The following is a 23,953-nucleotide window of genomic DNA, read 5'->3' as shown; positions in this document are numbered from 1 at the left end:
TGACGCCATCCTTCGCATGGTGTTGCTCCCTGAAAGTCGCAGCGCGACAACCAAAAACGTTACCGGTTCACCCCGTCAGTGAGTATTCGGCGGATGCCCGACGCACTGAGCGTAGACGTGCTGTGCGGTTTTGGTGCAAAAAATTTCAATGGCTGTACTGAATTCATACAGTTGAGCCGTCGATGGTGCGTAAACGTTGCTTCCTGAACAGGTCATTTCCCGCGTTCGAATACAGTGCTGGTTCTGTTCTGGTGCGCTCGTGCCACAAATGTCACTTTGCAGGGCGCGTAAGATTCCTTGCCGTGGCGCATTCGCCGTGAAGGTCACTCCAATCGCAGGTATGCTGCCGTCCAGTCGTTTGGCGCGCTGCTTTCGCAGTGGGGCGCTAAGCTGAAAACAGGTCAACCGCCGGGAGTGCGCGCAGTGTTTGCTTTAGATTCACGACTTCAACAGGACACCCTGACCATCGGCGATTTCCCGCTTTGTCGACTGCTGTTGTCCAACGACGCCAACTACCCGTGGTTCATCCTGGTGCCTCGCCGCGACGATATCAGCGAGTTGTTTCAGTTGGATGTCGCCGACCAGCAGCGCTTGTGGCAGGAAACCACGGCCCTGGCCGAGGTGCTCAAGGATTCCTTCGACGCCGACAAGATGAATGTCGCGACTCTGGGCAACGTGGTCAGCCAGCTGCATATGCATGTGATCGTGCGTAAACGGGACGATGCCGCCTGGCCGGCGCCGGTCTGGGGCAAGCACCCCGCCAGGCCTTACAGTGCCGAGCAAGTGGCTGCGATCCGCGAGCGCCTGCGTCTGGTGCTGGACGAAGATTTCACCTTTCTGGAGGGCTGAGTGATGAGCCTCGAACAACGTGTTACCGAGCTGGAAAGTCGCCTGGCGTTTCAGGATGACACCATTCAGGCATTGAACGATGTGCTGGTGGAGCAGCAGCGGGTGGTTGAGCGTCTGCAATTGCAGATGGCAGCTGTACTCAAGCGTCAGGAAGAGATGGTGGGCCAGTTCGGTTCTTTCGAAGAAGACGCACCGCCGCCACACTATTGAGAAGTGCGCGGGCGTGCTCCCGCAATAAAAAAACCGCGAACAGCCAGGCTGTACGCGGTTTTTTTATTGCGGGAGACGTGAATCAGCGACGCGGCAGGGCGGCGATCACGTCTTCGGCCTGCAGGCCCTTGTCACGGTTCATCACCGAGAACTCCACGCGCTGGCCTTCGACCAGAACACGGTGGCCTTCGCCACGGATGGCGCGAAAGTGCACGAAAATATCATCGCCGGAATCCCGGGAGATAAAACCGAAGCCCTTGGAGGTGTTGAACCACTTGACGGTGCCGGTATCGCGGTTGCTCATGTCGTAGCTTTGCGTGGCGGCGGTCGGTGAGGATTTGTAGAAGCTGACGGCCAGGTGCAAAACCACAGCGACCAGTGCGATCACCAGGCTGAACAGCACGGCTGGCTGGCCGGCGATGACAGGCATCGGCGCGATCAGGGTCAGGGTTTGCAGGACGACGGTCAGGACCAGCAAGGCGCTGACCAGGTTTTGCAGATGCTGGCGCGGACCTTTGTTCCAGTAAGGGATGACTGGCGCAAGGATCAGGTTCAGCAGGCCGAAAAAGGCCAGGTAAAGTGCATCGGGTTGTTGCAGGTAAGGTACCGCTTCGGACTTCAGGCTAGGTATGAAGGACAGCAGCAAGGCTGCTGCGCCCATTAGCAGGTGGACGATTTTCAACATTTTTATTGACTCACGTTATGACGGCTCACAAGGAAGAGCTGAAGGCGCACGGTTCGCTTCGGAACAATAAAGAGGCGTTGGACACGTACCCGGCATCAGCCTATGCGCAGGCCCGGAAAACGGGGCGTAGCGACACACTGCCTATTTAACAGCAAAGCCTGCGGGTACTCAAATTACGCCGGCCAGCGGCAGGTACCGGACGATTTGTCGCGTCTATCGGGTTCATACGGGGGCTGCGGGGCAGAGGTGGCCTTGCTACAGTGAATCGACACCAACTGGATGAATTTCAATCGCCGTTAGGGGGTAAGCATGGCAATCGATATCGGTATCAGTGAAGAAGACCGCAAATCCATCGTCGAAGGGCTCTCACGCCTGTTGTCGGATACCTATGTGCTGTATCTGAAGACCCACAACTTCCACTGGAACGTCACCGGGCCGATGTTCCGGACCCTGCATCTGATGTTCGAGGAGCAATACAACGAATTGGCCCTGGCGGTCGATTCGATTGCCGAGCGCATCCGCGCGCTGGGTTTTCCCGCGCCGGGTGCCTATGCGACTTACGCCCGTCTGTCTTCCATTAAAGAGGAGGTCGGTGTGCCAAGTGCCGAAGACATGATCAAGCAGTTGGTGGAAGGCCAGGAAGCCGTCACCCGAACCGCACGAGGCATTTTCCCTCTGCTGGACAAGGTCAGTGACGAACCTACCGCCGATCTGCTGACCCAGCGCATGCAGGTGCACGAGAAAACCGCCTGGATGCTGCGCGCATTGCTCGAAGCCTGATAACTGGAAGCGCATGAACCCTAGTTCGTGCGCTTTCCTCTTTTCTCCTGGAAATGTCGTTCCCTTCTGTAGGAAACAGGGAGGACGATCCGCCGCTCCATGATCCTCCCTGTCGCGTTGGCTTATCCTACATGGATGGTCAAAAAGTCATCTGGAACTGCCTTTGCGCCTGCGCTTTTAATGAGTTCGCAGGATGTTGCCTTGATAACAGAGGCAGAAATGACAAAGGAGTGTCAACGATATGGAAGATGGAGGCAGGCGAAGAGAGGTCGCAGTCGGTACGCAGCGAGAGAGCGCCACGGAGCCTTTGCTCGGCGGGTTCGACATGGCGTTGATCCGGCCGTTATCCCGCTCGGTGCGTTTGAACGGGTTCGCGACCTGTATGCGGCTGGAACAGGTTTACTGGAATATTTTGGGCCGGATGGCCGAAGACAATTGCTGTTCGGTCGGCACGCTATTGTCCCGTGTCGATCGTGAAGTGCACCTGCGTCATGGCGGGGTGAAAAACTTCAGCGGTCTGGTGCGGGTTGTGTGTGTGATGCATGGCCTGCGGGATTCTCCGGGGGTGCATGGCGCGGGATGACACTGACGAGACGGCCTGTGCAGTCTTCCGGCTGCACAGGCCGCATTTAATGGCTATAATCCCGCCCTTTCGCCGCACAGCCCTGCGCGTGCTGGCAATCTGATTGCCGAGACAACCCCATGCCGATGTACGATTACCAATGTGCTTCCTGTGGTCATCAGTTGGAAGCCATTCAAAAGATCAGCGACGCACCACTGGTCGATTGCCCTGCCTGTCAGGCACCGGAACTCAAGAAGCAGCTGTCGATGCCGGGCTTTCGCCTCAGCGGCAGCGGCTGGTACGAAACCGATTTCAAGACCGGCGCGAAGAAGAATCTGGCCGGTGGCGACAAATCTGACTAGGGTTCAAGCCCAGGTCGAACGACACGCGCGAGTTTCCACAGGTTGCACAGTGCTTGAGTGCAGCGGGATCTCCACCGAATTTCGAATTACGAGAAGCGAACCACTACCATGATGCGCAGCCATTATTGCGGCCAACTGAACGAAAGCCTGGAAGGCCAGGAAATTACCCTTTGCGGATGGGTTCACCGTCGTCGCGACCACGGCGGGGTGATTTTCCTCGATATCCGTGATCGTGACGGTCTAGCTCAGGTAGTGTTCGATCCGGATCGCGCCGAGAGCTTCGCCGCCGCCGATCGCGTGCGCAGCGAATACGTGGTGAAGATCACCGGCAAGGTGCGTCTGCGTCCGGCCGGTGCCACCAACGCCAACATGGCGTCGGGCATGATCGAAGTCCTGGGCTACGAGCTGGAAGTGTTGAACGAAGCGGAAACCCCGCCGTTCCCGCTGAACGAATACTCCGACGTCGGCGAAGAAACCCGCCTGCGCTATCGCTTCCTGGACCTGCGTCGTCCGGAAATGGCCGAGAAGCTGCGTCTGCGTTCGCGCATGACCACCAGCATCCGTCGCTACCTCGACGAAAACGGCTTCCTCGACGTCGAAACTCCGATCCTTACCCGTGCCACGCCGGAAGGCGCGCGCGACTACCTCGTACCGAGCCGTACCCACGCCGGTTCGTTCTTCGCGTTGCCGCAATCGCCACAGCTGTTCAAGCAACTGCTGATGGTCGCCGGCTTCGACCGCTACTACCAGATCGCCAAGTGCTTCCGCGACGAAGACCTGCGTGCCGACCGTCAGCCTGAGTTCACTCAGATCGACATCGAGACCAGCTTCCTCGACGAAAAAGACATCATGGGCCTGACCGAAGGCATGATCCGCAACCTGTTCAAGGAAGTGCTGGATCTGGAATTCGGCGAATTCCCGCACATGACGTTCGAAGAAGCCATGCGCCGTTACGGTTCCGACAAGCCGGACCTGCGTAACCCGCTGGAGCTGGTCGACGTGGCCGATCAGCTGAAAGAAGTGGACTTCAAGGTCTTCAGCGGCCCTGCCAACGATCCGAAATGCCGTATCGCCGCACTGCGCGTTCCAGGCGGGGCGAGCATGCCGCGCAAGCAGATCGACGACTACACCAAGTTCGTCGGCATCTACGGTGCCAAGGGTCTGGCGTACATCAAGGTCAACGAGCGTGCGGCCGGTGTTGACGGTCTGCAATCGCCGATCGTGAAAAACATCCCGGAAGCCAACCTGAACGTGATCCTCGATCGCGTTGGCGCAGTCGACGGCGACATCGTGTTCTTCGGCGCCGACAAGGCCAAGATCGTCAGTGAAGCCCTGGGCGCGCTGCGTATCAAGCTCGGTCACGACCTGAAGCTGCTGACCTGCGAATGGGCGCCGATGTGGGTCGTCGACTTCCCGATGTTCGAAGAGAACGACGACGGCAGCTTCTCCGCTCTGCACCACCCGTTCACCGCACCGAAGTGCTCGCCGGAAGAGCTGGAAGCCAACCCGGCCGGCGCTCTGTCCCGTGCCTACGACATGGTGCTGAACGGCACCGAGCTGGGTGGCGGTTCGATCCGTATCCACCGCAAGGAGATGCAACAGGCGGTATTCCGTCTGCTGGGCATCAACGAAGCGGAACAGGAAGAGAAGTTCGGCTTCCTGCTCGACGCCCTGAAATACGGCGCGCCGCCGCACGGTGGTCTGGCCTTCGGTCTGGACCGTCTGGTGATGCTGATGACCGGCGCCCAGTCGATCCGTGAAGTGATTGCCTTCCCGAAAACCCAGAGTGCTGCCGACGTGATGACGCAGGCGCCGGGTGTCGTGGATGCGAAGGCATTGCGCGAATTGCACATCCGTTTGCGCGAAACGCCAAAGGCCGAGTAAGACGGGCCTGAAGGCGCATCTTCGGATGCGCCTTTTTTCTTTCTGCAGTGATTGAAAACAAGATTTTTTTGCTGGCCGATGCATCTGCATGGCGGGCATTGTTCAAGAGAATTCGGAGCGAGTTATGGCAGGTCATTCCAAGTGGGCGAACATCAAGCACCGCAAAGAACGCCAGGATGCCAAGAGAGGCAAGATCTTCACCAAGTGGATCCGCGAGCTGACCGTGGCGGCCCGTCAGGGCGGCGGTGATCCGGGCTCCAACCCGCGTCTGCGTCTGGCGCTGGACAAGGCGCTGGGCGCCAACATGAGCCGGGACATCATCGACCGTGCCGTGGCCCGTGGCGCCGGCGCGACCGAGGCCGACAACGTTGAAGAACTGACCTACGAAGGTTACGGCCCGGGCGGCGTGGCGGTGATGGTCGAGTGCATGACCGACAACCGTAACCGCACCGCAGCAGCTGTTCGCCATGCGTTCAGCAAGTGTGGCGGCAACCTCGGTACCGACGGTTCGGTAGCCTATCTGTTCGAACGCAAGGGCCAGATCAGCTTTGCCCCGGGCGTTGACGAAGACGCGCTGACAGAGGCCGCGCTGGAAGCCGATGCCGACGACGTGGTCAGCCACGAAGACGGCTCGATCGATGTGTTCACCTCGTTCACCAGTTTCTACGCGGTACGCAATGCCCTGGAGGCCGCCGGTTTCAAGGGTGATGACGCGGAAATCGTCATGCAGCCGACCACCAGCGCCGAGCTGGATCTGGAGGGCGCCGAGAAGGTGCTCAAGCTGATCGACATGCTGGAAGACCTGGACGACGTGCAGAACGTCTATTCCAACGCGGACATTCCGGAAGACGTGGCCGCTCAGCTCGGTTAAGAGCGACTAGGCTTCAATGTGGGAGCTGGCTTGCCAGCGATGGCGTCGGCACATCAGGTAATGATGGCGCCTGACACACCGTCATCGCTGACAAGCCAGCTCCCTCATTTGTTTTTGTGTTTCTTCGAACCAGCAGGCTTATGACTTTAATTCTTGGTATCGACCCCGGTTCGCGCATTACCGGTTACGGCATTGTTCGCGATACCGGACGTGGCGGCTGCATCTATGTCGCCTCGGGTTGTATCCGCACTGGAGCCGGCGAGCTGCATGAGCGTCTGCAGATCGTTTATCGCGGCGTGCGCGAAATCATCCAGACCTACGGTCCGGTCACCATGGGCATCGAAAAGGTGTTCATGGCAAAAAACGCCGATTCGGCGCTGAAGCTCGGGCAGGCCCGGGGGGCCGCTATTGTTGCCGGCGCCGAAGAATGCCTGGAAATAGCCGAGTACACGGCCACCCAGGTCAAGCAGGCCGTGGTCGGCACGGGTGCCGCTAATAAAGAGCAGGTGCAGATGATGGTCATGCACATGCTCAAGCTGACCAGCAAACCGCAAATCGATGCATCGGATGCCCTGGCCATTGCCATTTGTCATGCCCACACACGCTCGAGTCTGTTACCGCACGGCTTGGGAACGGCACGCAGTCGTGGCGGGCGCCTGCGTCTCTGATAGCATCAGCAGTCATTTTTACGGAATGTGGATTTCGTGCCTGGGTTGTCGGCCGTGAATCCATGCTCTGTCGGTCGCCAGCCCACGGCTGGCCAACGCTCAAGGATCTGAAACGTGATTGGACGCTTGCGCGGTACTCTGGCTGAGAAACAGCCGCCGCACCTGATTCTGGATGTAAACGGCCTCGGGTATGAGTTGGAAGTGCCCATGACCACCCTTTATCGCCTGCCGTCGGTCGGTGAACCGCTGACCCTGCACACCCATTTGGTCGTACGCGAAGACGCGCAGTTACTCTATGGTTTTGCCGGCAAGCGTGAGCGAGACTTTTTTCGCGAGTTGATCCGTCTCAATGGTGTAGGGCCGAAACTGGCCCTGGCCTTGATGTCGAGTCTGGAAGTCGACGAACTGATCCGCTGCGTGCAATCCCAGGACACCTCGGCGCTGACCAAGGTGCCGGGCGTGGGCAAGAAAACCGCCGAGCGTCTGCTGGTCGAACTGAAGGATCGCTTCAAGGCCTGGGAAACCTCGCCGGCCATGTTCGCCCTGGTGCCGAACCAGCCGGACGGCCCGGCGCCGGTCAACACCGCCGAGAACGATGCGGTCAGTGCACTGATTTCCCTGGGCTACAAGCCACAGGAAGCGAGCAAGGCGATTTCCGCGATCAAAGAGAAAGGCCTGAGCAGCGAAGACATGATTCGACGTGCCCTGAAGGGAATGATTTAAGTGATTGAAGCTGATCGTCTGATCGCCGCCACGCACAGTCCGCGTGAGCGCGAAGAAGTCCAGGATCGGGCGATACGTCCCGTCAGCCTGGCCGAGTACATCGGCCAGCCGACCGTTCGCGAGCAGATGGAACTGTTTATCCAGGCCGCCCGTGGCCGTAGCGAATCCCTCGACCACACCCTGATCTTCGGTCCGCCGGGGCTGGGTAAAACCACGCTGGCCAACATCATCGCCCAGGAAATGGGCGTGTCGATCAAGAGCACTTCCGGTCCGGTGCTGGAGCGTCCGGGGGATCTGGCGGCGCTGTTGACCAATCTTGAGCCGCACGACGTGCTGTTCATCGATGAAATCCATCGTCTGTCGCCGATCGTCGAAGAAGTACTGTACCCGGCCATGGAAGATTTCCAGCTCGACATCATGATCGGTGAAGGGCCGGCGGCGCGTTCGATCAAACTCGATCTGCCACCGTTCACCTTGGTCGGTGCCACCACGCGGGCGGGCATGCTGACCAACCCTTTGCGTGACCGTTTCGGTATCGTCCAGCGCCTCGAGTTCTACAGCACCGCTGACCTGGCGACGATTGTCAGCCGTTCGGCGAATATCCTCGGCTTGCCGCTGGATCCGGAAGGCTCTTTCGAGATTGCCCGCCGCGCCCGTGGCACGCCGCGGATCGCCAACCGTCTGCTGCGCCGGGTGCGGGATTTCGCCGAAGTCCGGGCCAAGGGCCACATCACCAAGTCCGTCGCAGATCTGGCGCTGAACCTGCTGGACGTGGACGAGCATGGTTTCGATCATCAGGACCGGCGTCTGCTGTTGACCATGATCGAGAAGTTTGACGGCGGCCCGGTGGGCATCGACAGTCTGGCGGCGGCGATCAGCGAAGAGCGCCACACCATTGAAGATGTGCTTGAGCCGTACCTGATTCAGCAGGGCTACATCATGCGTACGCCGCGGGGCAGGGTGGTGACCCGCCACGCGTACCTGCATTTTGGTTTAAACATCCCGACACGAATGGGCGAAATGCCCGTGGTAGACGAGTTTCTCGATGCCGTGGACGATTGATACACATTTATTGTCGATTTATTCAGCGTTTGTACTGTCACAGGACGGTACTTTTGCGGTAAAGCCTTCGAACAATGAAAAACAGTTGCCTGGCCGGATTGGCAACCCGAGGAGTAAGCACTAGAGTATGCGCGCGCAAAACGGGCTTGAGCCGTTCGCACATCGTTGTCGCGTTTATTACGAGGACACCGATGCGGGCGGCATCGTGTATTACGTTAATTACCTCAAGTTTATGGAACGGGCTCGAACCGAGCGGCTCCGGGAGCTGGGCTTTGCCCAGTCGGCGCTGGCAGGGGAGGACCTGTTGTTCGTCGTGCATTCCAGCGAAGCGCGTTATCACGCGCCGGCGCGACTGGACGACGAGCTTCTGGTAAGCGCTGATGTAATCGAATTGAACCGTGCCAGCCTGCGCTTTCGACAGCAGGTCAGGCGGGCAACGGATAATGTGCTGCTCTGCGAAGGGCAGTTTCTGGTGGCCTGTGTGCGCACTAACAGTTTGAAACCCCGGGCCCTTCCCGAAGACCTGCGTGCGGCCTTTGCCGACGCGGTCGGCACGGGTACACACTCAAAGCAGGAGATAAAGCGTGGAAGCTAACGTCGTCGACCATTCCTCCATGTGGAGCCTGGTCAGCAATGCCAGCATCGTGGTGCAGTTGGTAATGTTGACCCTGGTGGCCGCATCGGTGACCTCATGGATCATGATCTTTCAGCGCAGCAACCTGCTGCGCGCCGGTCGACGTGCCCTGGAGAGCTTCGAGGAGCGCTTCTGGTCGGGTATCGACCTGTCCAAACTCTATCGTCAGGCCGGCAGCAACCCGGATCCGGATTCGGGCGTCGAGCAGATCTTCCGTGCCGGCTTCAAGGAGTTCTCCCGTCTGCGTCAGCAGCCAGGCGTCGATCCTGAAGCGGTGATGGAAGGTGTGGCCCGTGCCATGCGTGTCGCCATCTCCCGCGAAGAAGAAAAGCTCGAGCAGAGCCTGCCGTTCCTCGCCACCGTAGGTTCCGTCAGCCCGTACATCGGTCTGTTCGGTACCGTCTGGGGGATCATGAACTCGTTCCGCGGTCTGGCCAGCGCCCAGCAGGCCACTCTGGCTACCGTGGCTCCCGGCATCGCCGAAGCCCTGATCGCCACCGCGATCGGTCTGTTTGCCGCGATCCCGGCCGTTATCGCTTACAACCGTTTCTCTGCCCGCAGCGAAACCTTGCTGAGCCGCTACTACACCTTCGCCGATGAATTCCAGGCGATCCTGCACCGCAAAGTGCACACCAGCGAAGAATAAGCAGGTATTTCCCGATGGCTTTAATCACTCGAGCCCGACACAAGCGCAAGCCGGTCGCCGAGATGAACGTAGTGCCTTACATCGACGTGATGCTGGTGCTGCTGGTCATCTTCATGGTGACTGCGCCGATGCTCAATCAGGGCGTGAAAGTGGATCTGCCCAAGGTTTCCAGCGAAGCCTTGCCGCAGGACAACAACACCCAGGTGCTGACCATTTCGATCAAGTCGGACAAGACCTACTACTGGAACCTTGGCAGCGAAGTCGACACCGAGAAGCAGCAGGACCGGGCCATGACCCTGCCACAGATGACCGACGCGGTGACCAAAATCATTCGCGCCGGCACTGAAGGCGGCAAGCGTACCCAGGTCTTCATCCGTGGCGACAAGTCCGTCGATTATGGCTCCGTCATGGGTGCCATGGGCGGGTTGCAGAAAGCCGGGGTCGGTAACGTTGGCTTGATCACCGAGGCGCCCTGATGCAGCAACAGCGAGAGCCGTCCGCCTCGGAAAGCTACTTCTGGCCTAGTGTCTGGGCGATTGGCTTGCACGTGCTGGTGTTCGGCATGCTGTTTGTCAGTTTCGCCCTGACCCCGGAGCTGCCGCCAGCCAAGCCGATTGTTCAGGCGACCCTGTACCAGCTGAAATCGAAAAGTCAGGCAACCACTCAGACCAATCAGAAGATTGCGGGTGAGGCGAAGAAATCCGCCGCGCGCCAGACCGAAGTCGAGCAGATGGAGCAGAAAAAGGTCGAGCAGGAAGCGGTGAAGGCTGCGGAACAAAAGAAAGAAGAAGCGGCTCAAAAGGCCGAGGAAGCCAAGAAGGCCGATGAGGCGAAGAAAGCGGACGAGGCGAAGAAGGCTGATGAAGCCAAGAAAGCCGACGACGCCAAGAAAGCCGCCGAAGCCAAGAAGGCAGAAGAGAAACAATTGGCTGATATAGCCAAGAAGAAAGCCGAAGAAGAAGCCAAAAAGGCTGCTGAAGAAGAGGCCAAGAAAGCGGCCGCTGAAGAAGCCAAGAAGAAGATCGTCGAAGACGCGAAAAAGAAAGCCGCCGAAGACGCCAAGAAGAAAGCTGAAGCTGAAGAGGCGAAGAAGAAAGTCGCCGAAGACGCGAAGAAGAAAGCTGCTGCCGATGCTGCGAAGAAGAAAGCGCAGGAAGCGGCACGTAAATCCGCCGAAGACAAGAAGGCTCAGGCCCTGGCAGATTTGCTTTCCGACACGCCGCAGCGCCAGCAGGCCTTGGCCGATGAGCAGGGCGACGAAGTCGCGGGCAGTTTCGATGACCTGATTCGTGCGCGGGCAGCAGAAGGCTGGGCGCGTCCACCTTCAGCACGCAAAGGCATGACGGTTGTGCTGCAGATCGGCATGTTGCCGGACGGTACGGTGACCTCGGTCAGCGTGGCCAAGTCCAGTGGCGACGGTCCGTTCGATGCGTCAGCAGTGGCAGCGGTCAAGAATATTGGACGTTTGACGGAAATGCAGGGAATGAAGCCGAGCGATTTCGCTCCGTATCGTTCATTCAAGATGACATTCACACCTGAGGATCTAGCCTTGTGAGAAACCTTCTTCGAGGAATGCTGGTCGTGATCTGCTGCATGGCAGGGATCGCGATGGCGGATGAAAAGAACATTCTGGTCACCAGCGGCAGCGATCGGGCGACTCCGATTGCCGTCGTACCGTTCGGTTTCCAGGGCGGTGCCGTCCTGCCGGATGACATGGCTGAAATCATTGGTAACGATTTGCGTAACTCGGGCTATTACTCGCCGATTCCAAAGCAAAACATGATCAGCCAGCCAAGCCAGCCGAGCGAAATCATCTTCCGTGACTGGAAGGCGGTGGGCGCGCAATACATGATGGTCGGCAGCATCGTGCCGGCCGGTGGCCGTCTGCAGGTGCAGTGGGCTCTGTTCAACGTCGCCACCGAGCAGAAAGTGGCTGACGGCAGCGTGTCCGGTACCACCGAACAGCTGCGCGACATGGCGCACTACATCTCCGATCAGTCGTTCGAAAAACTGACCGGTATCAAAGGTGCATTCTCGACTCGCCTGCTGTACGTCACGGCCGAGCGTTTCTCCGAGAAGAACACCCGTTACACCCTGCAGCGTTCGGACTATGACGGCGCCCGTGCCGTGACCCTGCTGCAATCCCGTGAGCCGATCCTTTCGCCGCGTTTTGCACCGGACGGCAAGCGTATCGCCTACGTGTCGTTCGAACAGAAGCGTCCGCGCATCTTCATGCAGAACATCGACACCGGTCGCCGCGAGCAGATCACCAACTTCGAAGGCCTGAACGGCGCGCCAGCCTGGTCGCCGGACGGCAATCGCCTGGCGTTCGTGCTGTCGAAAGACGGTAACCCGGACATCTACGTGATGAACCTCGGTTCGCGTCAGATCACCCGCGTGACCGCAGGTCCTGGGATCAACACCGAACCGTACTGGGGCAAGGATGGTTCGACCATCTACTTCACCTCCGACCGTGGCGGCAAACCGCAGATCTACAAGACCAGCGCTGGTGGTGGCGGTGCCGAGCGTGTGACGTTCGTGGGCAACTACAACGCCAACCCCAAGCTTTCGGCGGATGAAAAGACCCTGGTGATGATCCATCGTCAGGACGGTTTCACCAATTTCAAAGTGGCGGCTCAGGATTTGCAGCGCGGAAGTGTAAAAATCCTCACTGATAGCACTCTGGACGAGTCGCCTACTGTTGCGCCCAACGGCACCATGGTAATCTACGCCACCCGCCAGCAGGGCCGGGGAGTCTTGATGCTCGTGTCCATTAATGGACGCGTGAGGCTCCCGCTTCCTACCGCTCAAGGCGAAGTCAGAGAACCGTCCTGGTCCCCTTACCTGAACTGACGCGGCGCTTTACGTTTTACTTAACACACTGGGGTTCATTAGGAGTTTCACGATGGAAATGCTGAAGTTTGGTAAATTTGCTGCGCTGGCTCTGGCCATGGCTGTAGCTGTAGGTTGCTCGTCCAAAGGCGGCGACAACGCCGGTGAAGGCGCTGTTGATCCAAACGCTGGTTACGGCGCAAACACTGGTGCAGTTGACGGTTCCCTGAGCGAAGAAGCTGCTCTGCGCGCAATCACCACCTTCTACTTCGAATACGACAGCTCGGACCTGAAGCCAGAAGCCATGCGCGCTCTGGACGTTCACGCCAAAGACCTGAAAGCAAACGGCGCTCGCGTTGTTCTGGAAGGCAACACCGACGAACGTGGTACTCGTGAGTACAACATGGCACTGGGCGAGCGTCGTGCGAAAGCCGTTCAGCGCTACCTGGTACTGCAAGGTGTTTCCCCAGCTCAGCTGGAACTGGTTTCCTACGGCGAAGAGCGTCCAGTTGCTACCGGCAACGACGAGCAGTCCTGGGCTCAAAACCGTCGCGTCGAACTGCGTAAGTAATTCGATATGCGAACGTGCCGTCGTGCTGTAACTGTTCTGGCTCTCAGCCTCGTGCCGCTTGCGGCGTGGGCTGCGGTTCCTGTGGTCGATGACAACTCCGGTTATAACAATAGCGGGAGCAGTTATCCGCCTGCAGGTTACGGTACGAACGGCGCCTATGCCGGGGGAGCGGCTTCGGCCCCTGCCTCGGCACAAGGCATGCTGTTCAACCAACTGCAACAAATGCAGGATGAGATATCTCGCCAGCAAGGCGTGATCGAAGAACTGCAGAATCAGGTTGCGCGCATGAAGCAGGAATCCCTGGAGCGATACCAGGATCTTGATCGGCGCATAGGATCCGGCGTTGCACCAGCCGCGACTCCCGAGAATTCTTCTGCCGGTGGCGATGCAAGTGCTGCTGCCGGTGCTGCTGCTGGAGCCGGCGCCGCTGCTGCCGCCCAGGCACCTGCCGCAGGTAGCGAACCGGCTGATCCGGCCAAGGAAAAGCTGTATTACGATGCCGCTTTCGACCTGATCAAGGCCAAGGATTTCGACAAGGCCAGCCAGGCGTTTGCCGCATTCCTGCGTAAATACCCGAACAGCCAATACGCAGGCAATGCCCAGTACTGGCTGGGTGAAGTGAACCTGGCCAAAGGCGATCTGCAAGGTGCAGGTCAGGCTTTCGCCAAGGTTTCGCAGCTGTATCCCAAGCACGCCAAAGTGCCGGATTCGCTGTACAAGCTGGCTGATGTAGAGCGTCGCCTCGGTCATACCGACAAGGTCAAAGGCATTCTGCAGCAGGTGGTGGCCCAATATCCGGGCACGTCCGCCGCTCAGTTGGCCCAGCGCGATCTGCAACGCATGTAACAGCTTTGACCCGTTTGGAAGAAACCCGCGCTTGTCGCGGGTTTTTTCGTTAGAATTCACGCCCTTTTATGAAACACGCTTCTGGTGATCTACGCGTTGGCGGGGTTGCCTGAAGTGCCTGACGGAGGCGGACAGCCTGTTTAGCTGTTACGCCCGTGGCGACTATGCAAGACACATTGAGAATCACCGAAGTTTTCTACTCGTTGCAGGGGGAAACGCGGACTGCCGGGCTGCCCACTGTTTTTGTGCGCCTGACCGGTTGCCCATTGCGTTGCCAATACTGCGACAGCGCCTACGCGTTCAGCGGTGGCACGATCCGCACCCTCGACGACATCCTCGAGCAAGTGGCCGGCTTTCGCCCGCGCTACGTCTGCGTCACTGGCGGTGAGCCGTTGGCACAACCCAATGCCATCCCTTTGCTCAAGCAGTTGTGCGATGCCGGCTACGAAGTCTCGCTGGAAACCAGCGGCGCCCTCGACATCTCGGCGGTTGATCCGCGGGTCAGTCGGGTGGTCGACCTGAAGACGCCAGACTCCAAAGAAGCCCATCGCAACCGTTACGAGAACATCGAACTGCTGAAGCCCAACGATCAGGTGAAGTTTGTCATCTGCTCGCGGGAGGACTATGACTGGGCGGTATCGAAGCTGATCCAGTACGGTCTGGAACGACGTGCGGGTGAAGTGCTGTTTTCTCCAAGTCACCACGACCTGAATGCTCGGGATCTGGCGGACTGGGTGGTGGCGGATAACCTGCCAGTGCGCCTGCAACTGCAGCTGCATAAATATCTATGGAATGATGAGCCGGGGCGCTGAGATGACTGAACAACTGAACACTAGCCAAAAACGTGCGGTAATCCTGCTGTCGGGTGGCCTGGACTCGGCCACTGTCGTGGCCATGGCCCGCGCTGAAGGCTACGCCTGCTACACCATGAGTTTCGATTACGGTCAGCGTTCCCACGCCGAGCTGCATGCTGCTGCTCGCGTTGCCCGCGATCTGGGCGTGGTCGAGCACAAGGTGATCGGCCTGAACCTGAACGGCATGGGCGGTTCGGCCCTGACCGACACCAGCATCGATATCCCGGAAGAGCTGGGCGAAGGCATCCCGGTGACTTACGTGCCGGCGCGCAATACAGTTTTCCTGTCGCTGGCCCTGGGTTGGGCTGAAGTGCTCGGCGCCCGTGACATCTTTATCGGCGTCAACGCGGTGGATTACTCCGGTTACCCGGATTGCCGTCCCGAGTTCATCGAGTCGTTCGAGCGCATGGCCAATCTGGCGACCAAGGCCGGGGTGGAAGGCAATGGTTTCCGCATCCAGGCACCGCTGCAGAATCTGAGCAAGGCGCAGATCGTCCAGGCGGGGGTGAAGCTTGGCGTTGATTACGGGCTGACTGTTTCCTGCTATCAGGCTGACGATGACGGGCGTGCTTGTGGTAAATGCGACAGCTGCCGACTGCGTGCAGAAGGCTTCGCGGCGGCCGGAATCAGCGACCCGACACCTTATTTTTGATTTTTTTCAAATTAGGTGTTGAATAGTCCTTAAAAATCAGTATTATACGCGCCACCACACAGCGGGTCGTTAGCTCAGTTGGTAGAGCAGTTGGCTTTTAACCAATTGGTCGTAGGTTCGAATCCCACACGACCCACCATTTTTGCTGTTTTAAAAGTCTGGAAGGCCCACGAAAGTGAGGATTTCCGGATTTTTTTTTGCCTGCGATTCAGGCATGCCTCCCTTCGTTTCTTTCCGCCGTGACGCAGGTCAGAATCATCTTTTGTATCAACGGGATATTCTGTAGCCTTGCGCAGCTTCATTGCTGTCCGTGCCTGATAATACTCACTTTCCCGGCGGTACCCTCAAGCGGTCCGGAGCCGGGTGTATACTCGACTTTCGCGCGAATGCGCCTGCAGGTCTTGCGAACATGACGCAGATTTCCGAACGCCTTCTGGTACAAGCCCACCTCGACGCCAAGCAGCCCAAGCCGCTGACAGCCGAGGAAGAGGCTTATTACCGTTCTGCCATCGCCGCCGAGCTCAAGGCTCAGGACGCGGTGCTGGTTGCCCACTTTTATTGCGATCCGATCATCCAGGCCCTCGCCGAAGAAACCGGCGGATGTGTTTCCGATTCCCTGGAAATGGCCCGCTTCGGCAACGCCCATCCGGCCAAGACCGTGGTGGTCGCCGGCGTGAAATTCATGGGCGAGACCGCGAAGATTCTCAACCCTGAAAAACGTGTGTTGATGCCGACCCTGGAAGCCACCTGCTCGCTGGATCTGGGTTGCCCGGTGGATGAGTTCTCGGCGTTCTGTGATCAGCATCCGGAACGCACCGTGGTGGTATACGCCAACACCTCGGCCGCCGTCAAAGCCCGGGCCGACTGGGTGGTGACCTCCAGTTGTGCGCTGGAAATCGTCGAAAGCCTGATGGACAACGGCGAAACCATTATCTGGGGTCCGGACAAGCACCTGGGCACCTACATCCAGCGTCAGACCGGCGCCGACATGCTGCTCTGGGATGGTGCATGCATCGTCCACGAAGAGTTCAAGTCCAAGCAGCTGGAAGACATGAAAGCGCTGTACCCGGACGCCGCCATTCTGGTGCATCCGGAGTCGCCGACCTCGGTGATCGAGTTGGCGGACGCCGTCGGTTCCACCAGTCAGCTGATTGCCGCCGCTCAATCGCTGCCGAACAAGACTCTGATCGTCGCTACCGACCGCGGCATCTTCTACAAGATGCAGCAGCTGTGCCCGGACAAGGTCTTCATCGAGGCGCCAACCGCCGGTAACGGCGCGGCATGCCGCAGTTGCGCACATTGCCCGTGGATGGCCATGAATACCCTTGAACGCACGCTGAAGTGCCTGAAGGAGGGCTCGAACGAGATCTTCGTCGACCCGGCCCTGATTCCTCAGGCGATTCGTCCGCTCAAGCGCATGCTCGATTTCACTCAGGCCGCACGGATGAAACTGGCCGGCAACGCCTGACCTTGCGACGCAAACAAAAACGCCCCGATTGGATCGGGGCGTTTTTGCATCTGGAGGATTATTTGGTTTTCTTCGGAATTCGCACGAGCTGTGTGTCGGAGTAGATGTCATGCCAGGCGCGTTTCTGTTTGTCGAACAGCGACCAGAAGAATCCAAGGCCCAGGCACAGCCACGACGCAATCGACACCATGAACCGCAGCAGCGCCTGCCACAGGCTGATCGCAGTGCCATCGGCGTTCTGCACGCGAATGCCCCAGACCTGCATGCCCAGGGTCTGACCGGCGTGGGTCCAGAATTTGGCAAAGAAGCCAAACAGCACCAACAGCAGCACCGTGGAGTAAAGCGGATCGCCATCCAGCTGCCCGGCGTCGGTCATGACGCGCAGGCGCTCTTCGCCGATGATTGCCGCCTGGATCAGCTTGTAAACAAAACCCGTCACGATCAGCAGAGCGGTGCACAGCAAAAAGTCATAGAACATCGCTGCCAGACGACGACCCAGGCCGACGGCGGGGAAATCGCCCTGGGGGGTGAGCAGGTGTTTCGACATGGCAGCCTCTGGACGGAAAGTGAAGCGCCATTTTACGGATTTGCGCCCACAAAAAAGCCCCTGATATCAATATCAGGGGCTTTTTCGTTACAGAAAATCAGGCTTCTGCGATGACTTCATCAGCTTGCATGCCTTTCTGGCCCTGCACAGCAACGAAGGTCACTTTCTGGCCTTCTTTCAGGCTCTTGAAGCCGTTGCCCTGAATGGCGCGGAAATGCACGAACAGATCCGGACCGCTTTCTGGAGTGATAAAACCAAAACCTTTCTCGTCGTTAAACCACTTGACGGTACCGCTCTGACGTGTGGACATTTCTTATTTCCTTTGACGCAAAAATTGATGACAGTCTCCTTCTCATGAAAGAGTACTGGGGCTGGTTGCAGGAGAGTAAGAAGACGTCGAACGGGATGTAGCTAACTTGTAGGCTACTGCCCAGGTCACGATTCCAAGCTGACCCATGCAAACACAGTGGACAAACTCTACGCCAACTACGGGAGAAAAAACAAGCCCCGCGAAGGCCCCGGTTTTCCTGCGCTTGCTGGCACTTAGTCGATTCACTAGTCCGGCTTATACGATTAGCTTGTTCAATTGTTTTCGAACGTTATAAGCCAAGTTCAAATTCGAATCGTATGTAAGTGGAGTGCACTGTTTTATGGCGATTGCGTTACACATTAGTGCACGCATAACGCAATCGCGTTACTTATAGAAACAGTCGATCAACCGCGATAGTAGCGTTGTGGAACAAATGGCATTTTGCTTACAAGCAATGGCACCTTTTTCCCACGAACAATTGCCCAAACGGGCGTATCGAGTGCGACGTAAGCGCTGTCCAGGTAACCCATGGCCAACGGACCGCCCAGGGTCGGGCCGAACCCGCCGCTGCACACGCTACCGACGATTTCGCCAGCGTCGTTGACGATCTCTGCACCTTCACGGACCGGCGTACGCTCTTGCGGCAGCAGGCCGACGCGTTTGCGCGACACGCCGTTTTGCTGTTGAGCGAAGACTTGCTCCGCACCCGGGAAACCCCCGGCGCGGGCACCATCGGCACGCCGAGGTTTGGAGATTGCCCACAGCAGGCTGGCTTCGATCGGCGTGGTCTCGGTGTTCATGTCGTGGCCGTACAGGCACAGGCCGGCTTCCAGGCGCAGCGAGTCACGGGCGCCGAGACCGATGGCGGCGACTTCCGGTTCGGCCAGCAGGGCGCGGGCGAGTTTTTCCGCATCGGCTGCCGGAACCGAGATTTCGAAACCGTCTTCACCGGTGTAGCCGGAACGGCTGACAAAGCAGTCAACGCCCAGCAGCTTCACGCGGGTGAATTGCATGAAAGTCATTTTCGCCACTTCCGGCGCCAGGCGTGCCAGCACGGTCACGGCGGCCGGGCCTTGCAGGGCGAGCAGGGCGCGTTCTTCGAACAGTGGCTCGATCTTGCATTGATCGCCGATGTGTTTTTGCAGATGGGCCAGGTCCTGGTCCTTGCACGCGGCGTTGACCACCAGGAACAGCTCGTCATTGCCGAGGTTGGCGACCATCAGGTCATCGAGAATGCCGCCGGTTTCGTTGGTGAACATCGCGTAGCGCTGCATGCCGACCGGCAGGTCGATGATGTCTACCGGCACCAGGGTTTCCAGGGCTTTGGCGGCATTGGCGCCGGTCAGGCGGATCTGGCCCATGTGCGAGACATCGAACAGCCCGGCCTGCTCACGGGTGTGCTGGTGTTCCTTCATCACGCCCAGCGGGTATTGCACCGGCATGTCGTAGCCGGCGAACGGCACCATGCGGGCGCCGAGTTCGAGGTGCAGAGCGTGCAGCGGGGTTTTCGACAGTTGTTCGGTGGACATGCGTGACTCCTTAATTCACACCAACCCTTTCCCGGAGGAAGAGGGGGCTAATTAACACTCGATAATGTTGACCGCCAGACCGCCACGGGCGGTCTCCTTGTATTTGCTTTTCATGTCGGCGCCGGTCTGGCGCATGGTGCGGATGACCTTGTCGAGGGAGACGAAGTGCTGCCCGTCTCCGCGCATGGCCATGCGCACGGCGTTGATCGCCTTGACCGAGCCCATGGCGTTGCGCTCGATGCACGGCACCTGTACCAGCCCGCCAATCGGATCGCAGGTCAGGCCGAGGTTGTGTTCCATGCCGATTTCAGCGGCGTTTTCCACTTGTTGCACGCTGCCGCCGAGGACTTCGCACAACGCCCCGGCCGCCATCGAACAGGCCACGCCGACCTCGCCCTGACAGCCGACTTCGGCGCCGGAAATCGAGGCGTTTTCCTTGTACAGAATGCCGATGGCCGCCGCGGTCAGCAGAAAACGCACCACGCCGTCATCGTTCGCGCCGGGAATAAAGCGCATGTAGTAATGCAGCACCGCAGGAATGATCCCCGCTGCGCCATTGGTCGGTGCCGTGACCACGCGCCCGCCATTGGCGTTTTCTTCGTTGACGGCCAAGGCGTAGAGGTTGACCCAGTCCAGCACCGACAGCGGATCGCGCAGCGACGATTCCGGGTTCTTGCACAGTTGCCGATGCAACGCCGCCGCCCGCCGCTTGACCTTAAGGCCACCCGGCAGAATGCCTTCGTTGCGGCAGCCGGCGGCCACGCAGTCCTGCATCACTTGCCAGATTTTCAGCAGGCCGGCGCGGGTTTCCGCTTCCGGGCGCCAGGCGCTTTCGTTGGTCAGCATCACCTGGCTGATCGACAGCCCGTAGGTGGCGCAGTGACTGAGCAAGTCCTTGGCGCTTTTGAACGGGAAGGTCAGCGGGGTGGTGTCTTCGACTATGCGGTCGGCTCCGGCCGCGTCTTCGTCGACCACAAAACCACCGCCGACCGAGTAGTACTCGCGGCTGCGGATCTGCAATCCCGCCGCATCGAAGGCACGGAAGATCATGCCGTTGGGGTGATAGGCCAACGGCTTGCGGATCATGGCCAGGTGTTCTTTCTCGTTGAACGCAATGCTGTGTTCGCCGAGCAGGTTCAAACGGCCGCTGCCACGAATCTCCGAGAGACGGGCGGCGACGGTTTCGGTATCCACGGTGTCCGGGTGTTCACCTTCCAGGCCCAGCAACACGGCCTTGTCGCTGCCGTGACCCTTGCCCGTGGCGCCGAGGGATCCATACAACTCGACCCTGACGCTGGTGGTGGCCGACAACAGGTTCTCCCGGCGCAGGCCTTCGGCGAAGCGCGCAGCTGCGCGCATCGGGCCGACGGTGTGGGAGCTGGAGGGGCCGATGCCAATCTTGAACAGGTCGAACACGCTTAACGACATGAGAGGCTCCTGCGGAGCAGTTGTAAGCGGCAAGCTTCAAGCTGCAAGCAAGAGCGGTCGGCTTTTGACTTGTTGCTTGAAGCTTGCAACTTGAGGCTTGAAGCTTATAGCTGCTTCTTTTTAAGCGTAGCTTTCGATCGACGGGCAGGCGCAGACCAGGTTGCGGTCGCCGAACACGTTGTCGACGCGACCGACCGGCGGCCAGTACTTGCCTTCGATCAACGACGCCACCGGGTACACCGCCTGCTCGCGGCTGTACGGGTGAGTCCACTCGCCGACCAGCTCTGCCGCAGTGTGCGGAGCGTTCTTCAGTGGGTTGTCTTCCTTGTCCAGCGTGCCGTTTTCCACCGCGCGGATTTCTTCGCGGATGCGGATCATGGCGTCGCAGAAGCGGTCCAGTTCTTCCTTGGATTCGCTTTCGGTCGGCTCGATCATCAGCGTGCCGGCCACCGGGAACGACATGGTCGGGGCGTGGAAGCCGAAGTCGATCAGGCGCTTGGCGACGTCATCGACGCTGATGCCGCTGCTGTCTTTCAGTGGACGCAGATCCAGGATGCATTCGTGCGCCACCAGACCGTTGCTGCCGGTGTACAGCACTGGATAGTGCTCTTCCAGGCGACGGGAAATGTAGTTGGCATTGAGGATCGCCAGTTGCGAAGCGCGCTTCAGGCCTGCGCCACCCATCATGCGAATGTACATCCAGGTGATCGGCAGAATGCTCGCGCTGCCGAACGGTGCTGCGCAGACCGCGCCTTCCTTGCGTTCCATGTGGCCGTGGCCCGGCAGGAACGGAGTCAGGTGCGATTTCACGCCGATCGGGCCGACGCCCGGGCCGCCACCGCCATGCGGGATGCAGAAGGTCTTGTGCAGGTTCAGGTGCGACACGTCGCCGCCGAACTTGCCTGGTGCGCAGAGGCCGACCATCGCGTTCATGTTGGCGCCGTCGATGTACACCTGGCCGCCGTTGTCATGAATGATGCCGCAGATTTCGCGGATGCCTTCTTCGAACACGCCGTGGGTCGACGGGTAGGTGATCATCAGTGCGGCGAGGTGTTCGCGGTGCTCGATGGCCTTGGCGCGCAGATCTTCGATGTCCACGTTGCCACGGGCGTCGCACGCGGTCACGACCACGCGCATGCCGGCCATTTGTGCGGTCGCCGGGTTGGTGCCGTGGGCGGACGACGGGATCAGGCAGATGTCGCGACGGTCTTCGCCACGGCTCTGGTGATAGGCGCGAATCGCCAGCAGACCTGCGTACTCACCCTGGGAACCAGCGTTCGGTTGCAGCGAGATCGAGTCGTAACCGGTGGCGGCGCAGAGCATCGCTTCCAGCTCGTCGGTCAGTTGCTGGTAACCGGCGCTTTGCTCGGCCGGGGCGAACGGGTGCAGGGCGCCGAATTCAGCCCAGGTCACCGGGATCATTTCGCTGGCGGCGTTGAGTTTCATGGTGCACGAACCCAGCGGAATCATAGTGCGATCCAGTGCCAGGTCCTTGTCCGCCAGCTTGCGCAGGTAGCGCATCAGCTCGGTTTCCGAGTGATAGCGGTTGAACACCGGGTGGCTGAGGATCGGCGACTGACGAATCAGTGCGGCTGGAATGGTGCTTTGCGCGGCAGCGGCGAGAGCAGCGAACTCCGGCAGGGTCTTGCCGTCGGCGAACAGGGCCCACAGGGTTTCGATGTCGGCCTGGGTAGTGGTTTCGTCGACCGACAGGCCCAGACGCTGAGCGTCGATCACACGCAGGTTGATCTGTTGAGCGCGAGCCTTGTCATGCAGCGCGGTGGTTTGTGCGCCGGTGGCCAGGGTCAGGGTGTCGAAGAAGCTGGCTTGCTCGACGGTCACGCCCAGTGCGCTCATGCCCTTGGCCAGAATCGCGGTGAGGTGATGCACGCGGTTGGCGATCCGGGTCAGGCCTTTCGGGCCGTGGTACACGGCGTACATGCTGGCGATGTTGGCCAGCAGCACTTGTGCGGTGCAGATGTTCGACGTGGCTTTCTCGCGGCGGATGTGTTGCTCGCGAGTCTGCATCGCCAGACGCAGGGCCGGTTTGCCGAAGCGGTCAACCGAGACACCGACCAGACGGCCCGGCATGTCGCGCTTGAACGCATCTTTAGTCGAGAAGTAAGCCGCGTGCGGACCACCGAAGCCCAGCGGCACGCCGAAACGCTGGGCGCTGCCGATCGCCACGTCCGCGCCGAACTCGCCCGGCGGGGTCAACAGGGTCAGGGCCAGCAGGTCAGCGGCTACCGCGACCAGTGCGTTGGCGGCGTGGAAGCGTTCGGTCAGTTCGCGATAGTCGAACACATCACCGTTGCTGGCCGGGTATTGCAGCAGTGCGCCGAAGAACGGCGTCACGTCGGTCAGCTCACGCTCATCGCCCACGACTACGTCGATGCCCAGAGGCTCGGCACGGGTGCGCAGCACGTCGAGGGTTTGCGGATGGCTGTGGATCGAGGCGAAGAACTGGTGGCTGCCCTTGTTCTTGCTCAGGCGTTTGCAGAAGGTCATGGCTTCGGCAGCGGCGGTGGCTTCGTCGAGCAGGGAGGCATTGGCGATCGGCAGGCCGGTAAGGTCGCTGATCAGGGTCTGGAAGTTCAGCAGCGCTTCGAGACGGCCCTGGGAAATTTCTGGCTGGTACGGGGTGTAAGCGGTGTACCAGGCCGGGTTTTCCAGCAGGTTGCGCAGGATCGGCGACGGCGTGTGGCAGTTGTAGTAGCCCTGGCCGATGTAGGTCTTGAACAGCTGGTTCTTGCCGGCGATGCCTTTGATCATCGCCAGGGCATCGGCTTCGCTCAGGCCGTCGTCGAGGCCGAGCACGCTGGTGCCCTTGATGCTTTCCGGGATGACGCTGGCGCTCAGGGCTTCGAGCGAGTCGAAGCCAAGGCTGTTGAGCATGGCTTGCTCGTCACCGGCGCGCGGGCCGATGTGACGGGCGATGAATTCGTTGGCGGTGCCGAGATTTACTTGGGTCATGTCAGGT

26 protein-coding genes and 1 tRNA gene are annotated in these 23,953 nt (G+C 59.5%); 21 read left to right on the top strand and 6 right to left on the bottom strand.

Annotation, left to right across the window (positions count from 1 at the left end; translation table 11 throughout):
* The first annotated feature begins 423 nt into the window (after nucleotides 1–423).
* Both ACEN93_RS10270 and ACEN93_RS10265 read left to right on the top strand, forming a co-directional pair.
* Nucleotides 424–849 (top strand): HIT family protein, encoded by a 426-nt coding sequence (locus ACEN93_RS10270; RefSeq protein ID WP_210710774.1) that lies wholly within the window; start codon nucleotides 424–426, stop codon nucleotides 847–849.
* Between the two features lie 3 nt (nucleotides 850–852).
* Complete coding sequence (locus ACEN93_RS10265; RefSeq protein WP_007951214.1) at nucleotides 853–1,059, top strand: SlyX family protein; 207 nt, start codon at nucleotides 853–855, stop codon at nucleotides 1,057–1,059.
* A gap of 82 nt (nucleotides 1,060–1,141) precedes the next feature.
* Here the strand turns inward: ACEN93_RS10265 and ACEN93_RS10260 are convergent, their stop codons facing one another.
* Nucleotides 1,142–1,744 carry a cold-shock protein gene (locus tag ACEN93_RS10260; RefSeq protein ID WP_039766005.1) on the bottom strand — a complete coding sequence of 201 codons (603 nt, stop codon included), beginning with the start codon at nucleotides 1,742–1,744 and terminating at the stop codon, nucleotides 1,142–1,144.
* A gap of 309 nt (nucleotides 1,745–2,053) precedes the next feature.
* On the opposite strand from ACEN93_RS10260, the gene ACEN93_RS10255 reads away from it, so the two are divergent.
* The 19 genes from ACEN93_RS10255 to nadA all read left to right on the top strand — a co-directional run bounded on the left by ACEN93_RS10255 (nucleotide 2,054) and on the right by nadA (nucleotide 17,159).
* Nucleotides 2,054–2,524: a Dps family protein gene (locus ACEN93_RS10255; RefSeq protein ID WP_039766007.1), complete on the top strand. Its 471-nt coding sequence runs from the start codon at nucleotides 2,054–2,056 to the stop codon at nucleotides 2,522–2,524.
* Nucleotides 2,525–2,765: 241 nt separating this feature from the next.
* Nucleotides 2,766–3,107: a ribbon-helix-helix domain-containing protein gene (locus tag ACEN93_RS10250; protein WP_414882080.1), complete on the top strand. Its 342-nt coding sequence runs from the start codon at nucleotides 2,766–2,768 to the stop codon at nucleotides 3,105–3,107.
* Nucleotides 3,108–3,226: 119 nt separating this feature from the next.
* The gene (locus tag ACEN93_RS10245; protein WP_007951210.1) at nucleotides 3,227–3,448 is read left to right on the top strand and encodes an FmdB family zinc ribbon protein; all 222 of its coding nucleotides are present in this window, start codon (nucleotides 3,227–3,229) and stop codon (nucleotides 3,446–3,448) included.
* A 108-nt stretch (nucleotides 3,449–3,556) separates the two neighbouring features.
* A complete protein-coding gene (gene aspS, locus ACEN93_RS10240; RefSeq protein ID WP_039766011.1) occupies nucleotides 3,557–5,332 on the top strand; it encodes an aspartate--tRNA ligase in 1,776 nt (591 codons plus the stop codon).
* A 124-nt stretch (nucleotides 5,333–5,456) separates the two neighbouring features.
* Complete coding sequence (locus ACEN93_RS10235) at nucleotides 5,457–6,203, top strand: YebC/PmpR family DNA-binding transcriptional regulator (protein WP_003227527.1); 747 nt, start codon at nucleotides 5,457–5,459, stop codon at nucleotides 6,201–6,203.
* Between the two features lie 140 nt (nucleotides 6,204–6,343).
* Nucleotides 6,344–6,871 carry a crossover junction endodeoxyribonuclease RuvC gene (gene ruvC, locus ACEN93_RS10230; RefSeq protein ID WP_007962095.1) on the top strand — a complete coding sequence of 176 codons (528 nt, stop codon included), beginning with the start codon at nucleotides 6,344–6,346 and terminating at the stop codon, nucleotides 6,869–6,871.
* Between the two features lie 114 nt (nucleotides 6,872–6,985).
* The gene (ruvA, locus tag ACEN93_RS10225) at nucleotides 6,986–7,594 is read left to right on the top strand and encodes a Holliday junction branch migration protein RuvA (protein ID WP_007951205.1); all 609 of its coding nucleotides are present in this window, start codon (nucleotides 6,986–6,988) and stop codon (nucleotides 7,592–7,594) included.
* Nucleotides 7,595–8,656: a Holliday junction branch migration DNA helicase RuvB gene (gene ruvB / locus ACEN93_RS10220; protein WP_011335643.1), complete on the top strand. Its 1,062-nt coding sequence runs from the start codon at nucleotides 7,595–7,597 to the stop codon at nucleotides 8,654–8,656.
* A gap of 127 nt (nucleotides 8,657–8,783) precedes the next feature.
* Nucleotides 8,784–9,251, top strand: coding sequence for a tol-pal system-associated acyl-CoA thioesterase (gene ybgC, locus ACEN93_RS10215; RefSeq protein WP_007951203.1), 468 nt, complete (start codon nucleotides 8,784–8,786; stop codon nucleotides 9,249–9,251).
* Nucleotides 9,241–9,936: a protein TolQ gene (gene tolQ / locus ACEN93_RS10210; protein WP_007912733.1), complete on the top strand. Its 696-nt coding sequence runs from the start codon at nucleotides 9,241–9,243 to the stop codon at nucleotides 9,934–9,936. Before ybgC ends, tolQ begins: the two co-directional genes overlap by 11 nt.
* 23 nt (nucleotides 9,937–9,959) lie before the next feature.
* Nucleotides 9,960–10,412: a protein TolR gene (gene tolR, locus ACEN93_RS10205; RefSeq protein WP_162130475.1), complete on the top strand. Its 453-nt coding sequence runs from the start codon at nucleotides 9,960–9,962 to the stop codon at nucleotides 10,410–10,412.
* Entirely contained in the window at nucleotides 10,412–11,491 is a 1,080-nt protein-coding gene (tolA, locus tag ACEN93_RS10200; RefSeq protein WP_064383749.1) for a cell envelope integrity protein TolA, read from the top strand. The genes tolR and tolA overlap by 1 nt, the downstream gene beginning before the upstream one ends.
* A 17-nt stretch (nucleotides 11,492–11,508) precedes the next feature.
* A complete protein-coding gene (gene tolB, locus ACEN93_RS10195; RefSeq protein WP_166742344.1) occupies nucleotides 11,509–12,789 on the top strand; it encodes a Tol-Pal system beta propeller repeat protein TolB in 1,281 nt (426 codons plus the stop codon).
* Nucleotides 12,790–12,841: 52 nt separating this feature from the next.
* A complete protein-coding gene (gene pal / locus ACEN93_RS10190; protein ID WP_003178634.1) occupies nucleotides 12,842–13,339 on the top strand; it encodes a peptidoglycan-associated lipoprotein Pal in 498 nt (165 codons plus the stop codon).
* Between the two features lie 6 nt (nucleotides 13,340–13,345).
* The gene (gene ybgF, locus ACEN93_RS10185) at nucleotides 13,346–14,185 is read left to right on the top strand and encodes a tol-pal system protein YbgF (RefSeq protein WP_414882084.1); all 840 of its coding nucleotides are present in this window, start codon (nucleotides 13,346–13,348) and stop codon (nucleotides 14,183–14,185) included.
* A gap of 164 nt (nucleotides 14,186–14,349) precedes the next feature.
* A complete protein-coding gene (queE, locus tag ACEN93_RS10180; protein ID WP_495611361.1) occupies nucleotides 14,350–14,997 on the top strand; it encodes a 7-carboxy-7-deazaguanine synthase QueE in 648 nt (215 codons plus the stop codon).
* Between the two features lies 1 nt (nucleotide 14,998).
* On the top strand, nucleotides 14,999–15,691 hold the full coding sequence (gene queC, locus ACEN93_RS10175; RefSeq protein ID WP_007951197.1) for a 7-cyano-7-deazaguanine synthase QueC: 693 nt from the start codon (nucleotides 14,999–15,001) through the stop codon (nucleotides 15,689–15,691).
* Nucleotides 15,692–15,754: 63 nt separating this feature from the next.
* Nucleotides 15,755–15,830: transfer RNA gene (locus tag ACEN93_RS10170), tRNA-Lys, on the top strand.
* 270 nt (nucleotides 15,831–16,100) lie between these two features.
* Nucleotides 16,101–17,159 carry a quinolinate synthase NadA gene (gene nadA, locus ACEN93_RS10165; protein ID WP_039766022.1) on the top strand — a complete coding sequence of 353 codons (1,059 nt, stop codon included), beginning with the start codon at nucleotides 16,101–16,103 and terminating at the stop codon, nucleotides 17,157–17,159.
* Between the two features lie 58 nt (nucleotides 17,160–17,217).
* Here the strand turns inward: nadA and ACEN93_RS10160 are convergent, their stop codons facing one another.
* The 5 genes from ACEN93_RS10160 to gcvP all read right to left on the bottom strand — a co-directional run bounded on the left by ACEN93_RS10160 (nucleotide 17,218) and on the right by gcvP (nucleotide 23,946).
* Nucleotides 17,218–17,706, bottom strand: coding sequence for an RDD family protein (locus ACEN93_RS10160; RefSeq protein ID WP_039766024.1), 489 nt, complete (start codon nucleotides 17,704–17,706; stop codon nucleotides 17,218–17,220).
* A gap of 97 nt (nucleotides 17,707–17,803) precedes the next feature.
* Complete coding sequence (locus ACEN93_RS10155; protein WP_007951194.1) at nucleotides 17,804–18,016, bottom strand: cold-shock protein; 213 nt, start codon at nucleotides 18,014–18,016, stop codon at nucleotides 17,804–17,806.
* A 404-nt stretch (nucleotides 18,017–18,420) separates the two neighbouring features.
* The gene (gene gcvT, locus ACEN93_RS10150) at nucleotides 18,421–19,545 is read right to left on the bottom strand and encodes a glycine cleavage system aminomethyltransferase GcvT (RefSeq protein ID WP_074688341.1); all 1,125 of its coding nucleotides are present in this window, start codon (nucleotides 19,543–19,545) and stop codon (nucleotides 18,421–18,423) included.
* Nucleotides 19,546–19,596: 51 nt separating this feature from the next.
* A complete protein-coding gene (locus tag ACEN93_RS10145; protein WP_103387393.1) occupies nucleotides 19,597–20,973 on the bottom strand; it encodes an L-serine ammonia-lyase in 1,377 nt (458 codons plus the stop codon).
* A gap of 120 nt (nucleotides 20,974–21,093) precedes the next feature.
* A complete protein-coding gene (gcvP, locus tag ACEN93_RS10140; RefSeq protein ID WP_495611360.1) occupies nucleotides 21,094–23,946 on the bottom strand; it encodes an aminomethyl-transferring glycine dehydrogenase in 2,853 nt (950 codons plus the stop codon).
* Between the last annotated feature and the right edge of the window lie 7 nt (nucleotides 23,947–23,953).

This window comes from Pseudomonas sp. Pseusp21 (assembly GCF_059492145.1).
Note: the sequence above shows the minus strand (reverse complement) of the source record. Positions and strands in the feature narration are given on the sequence as shown.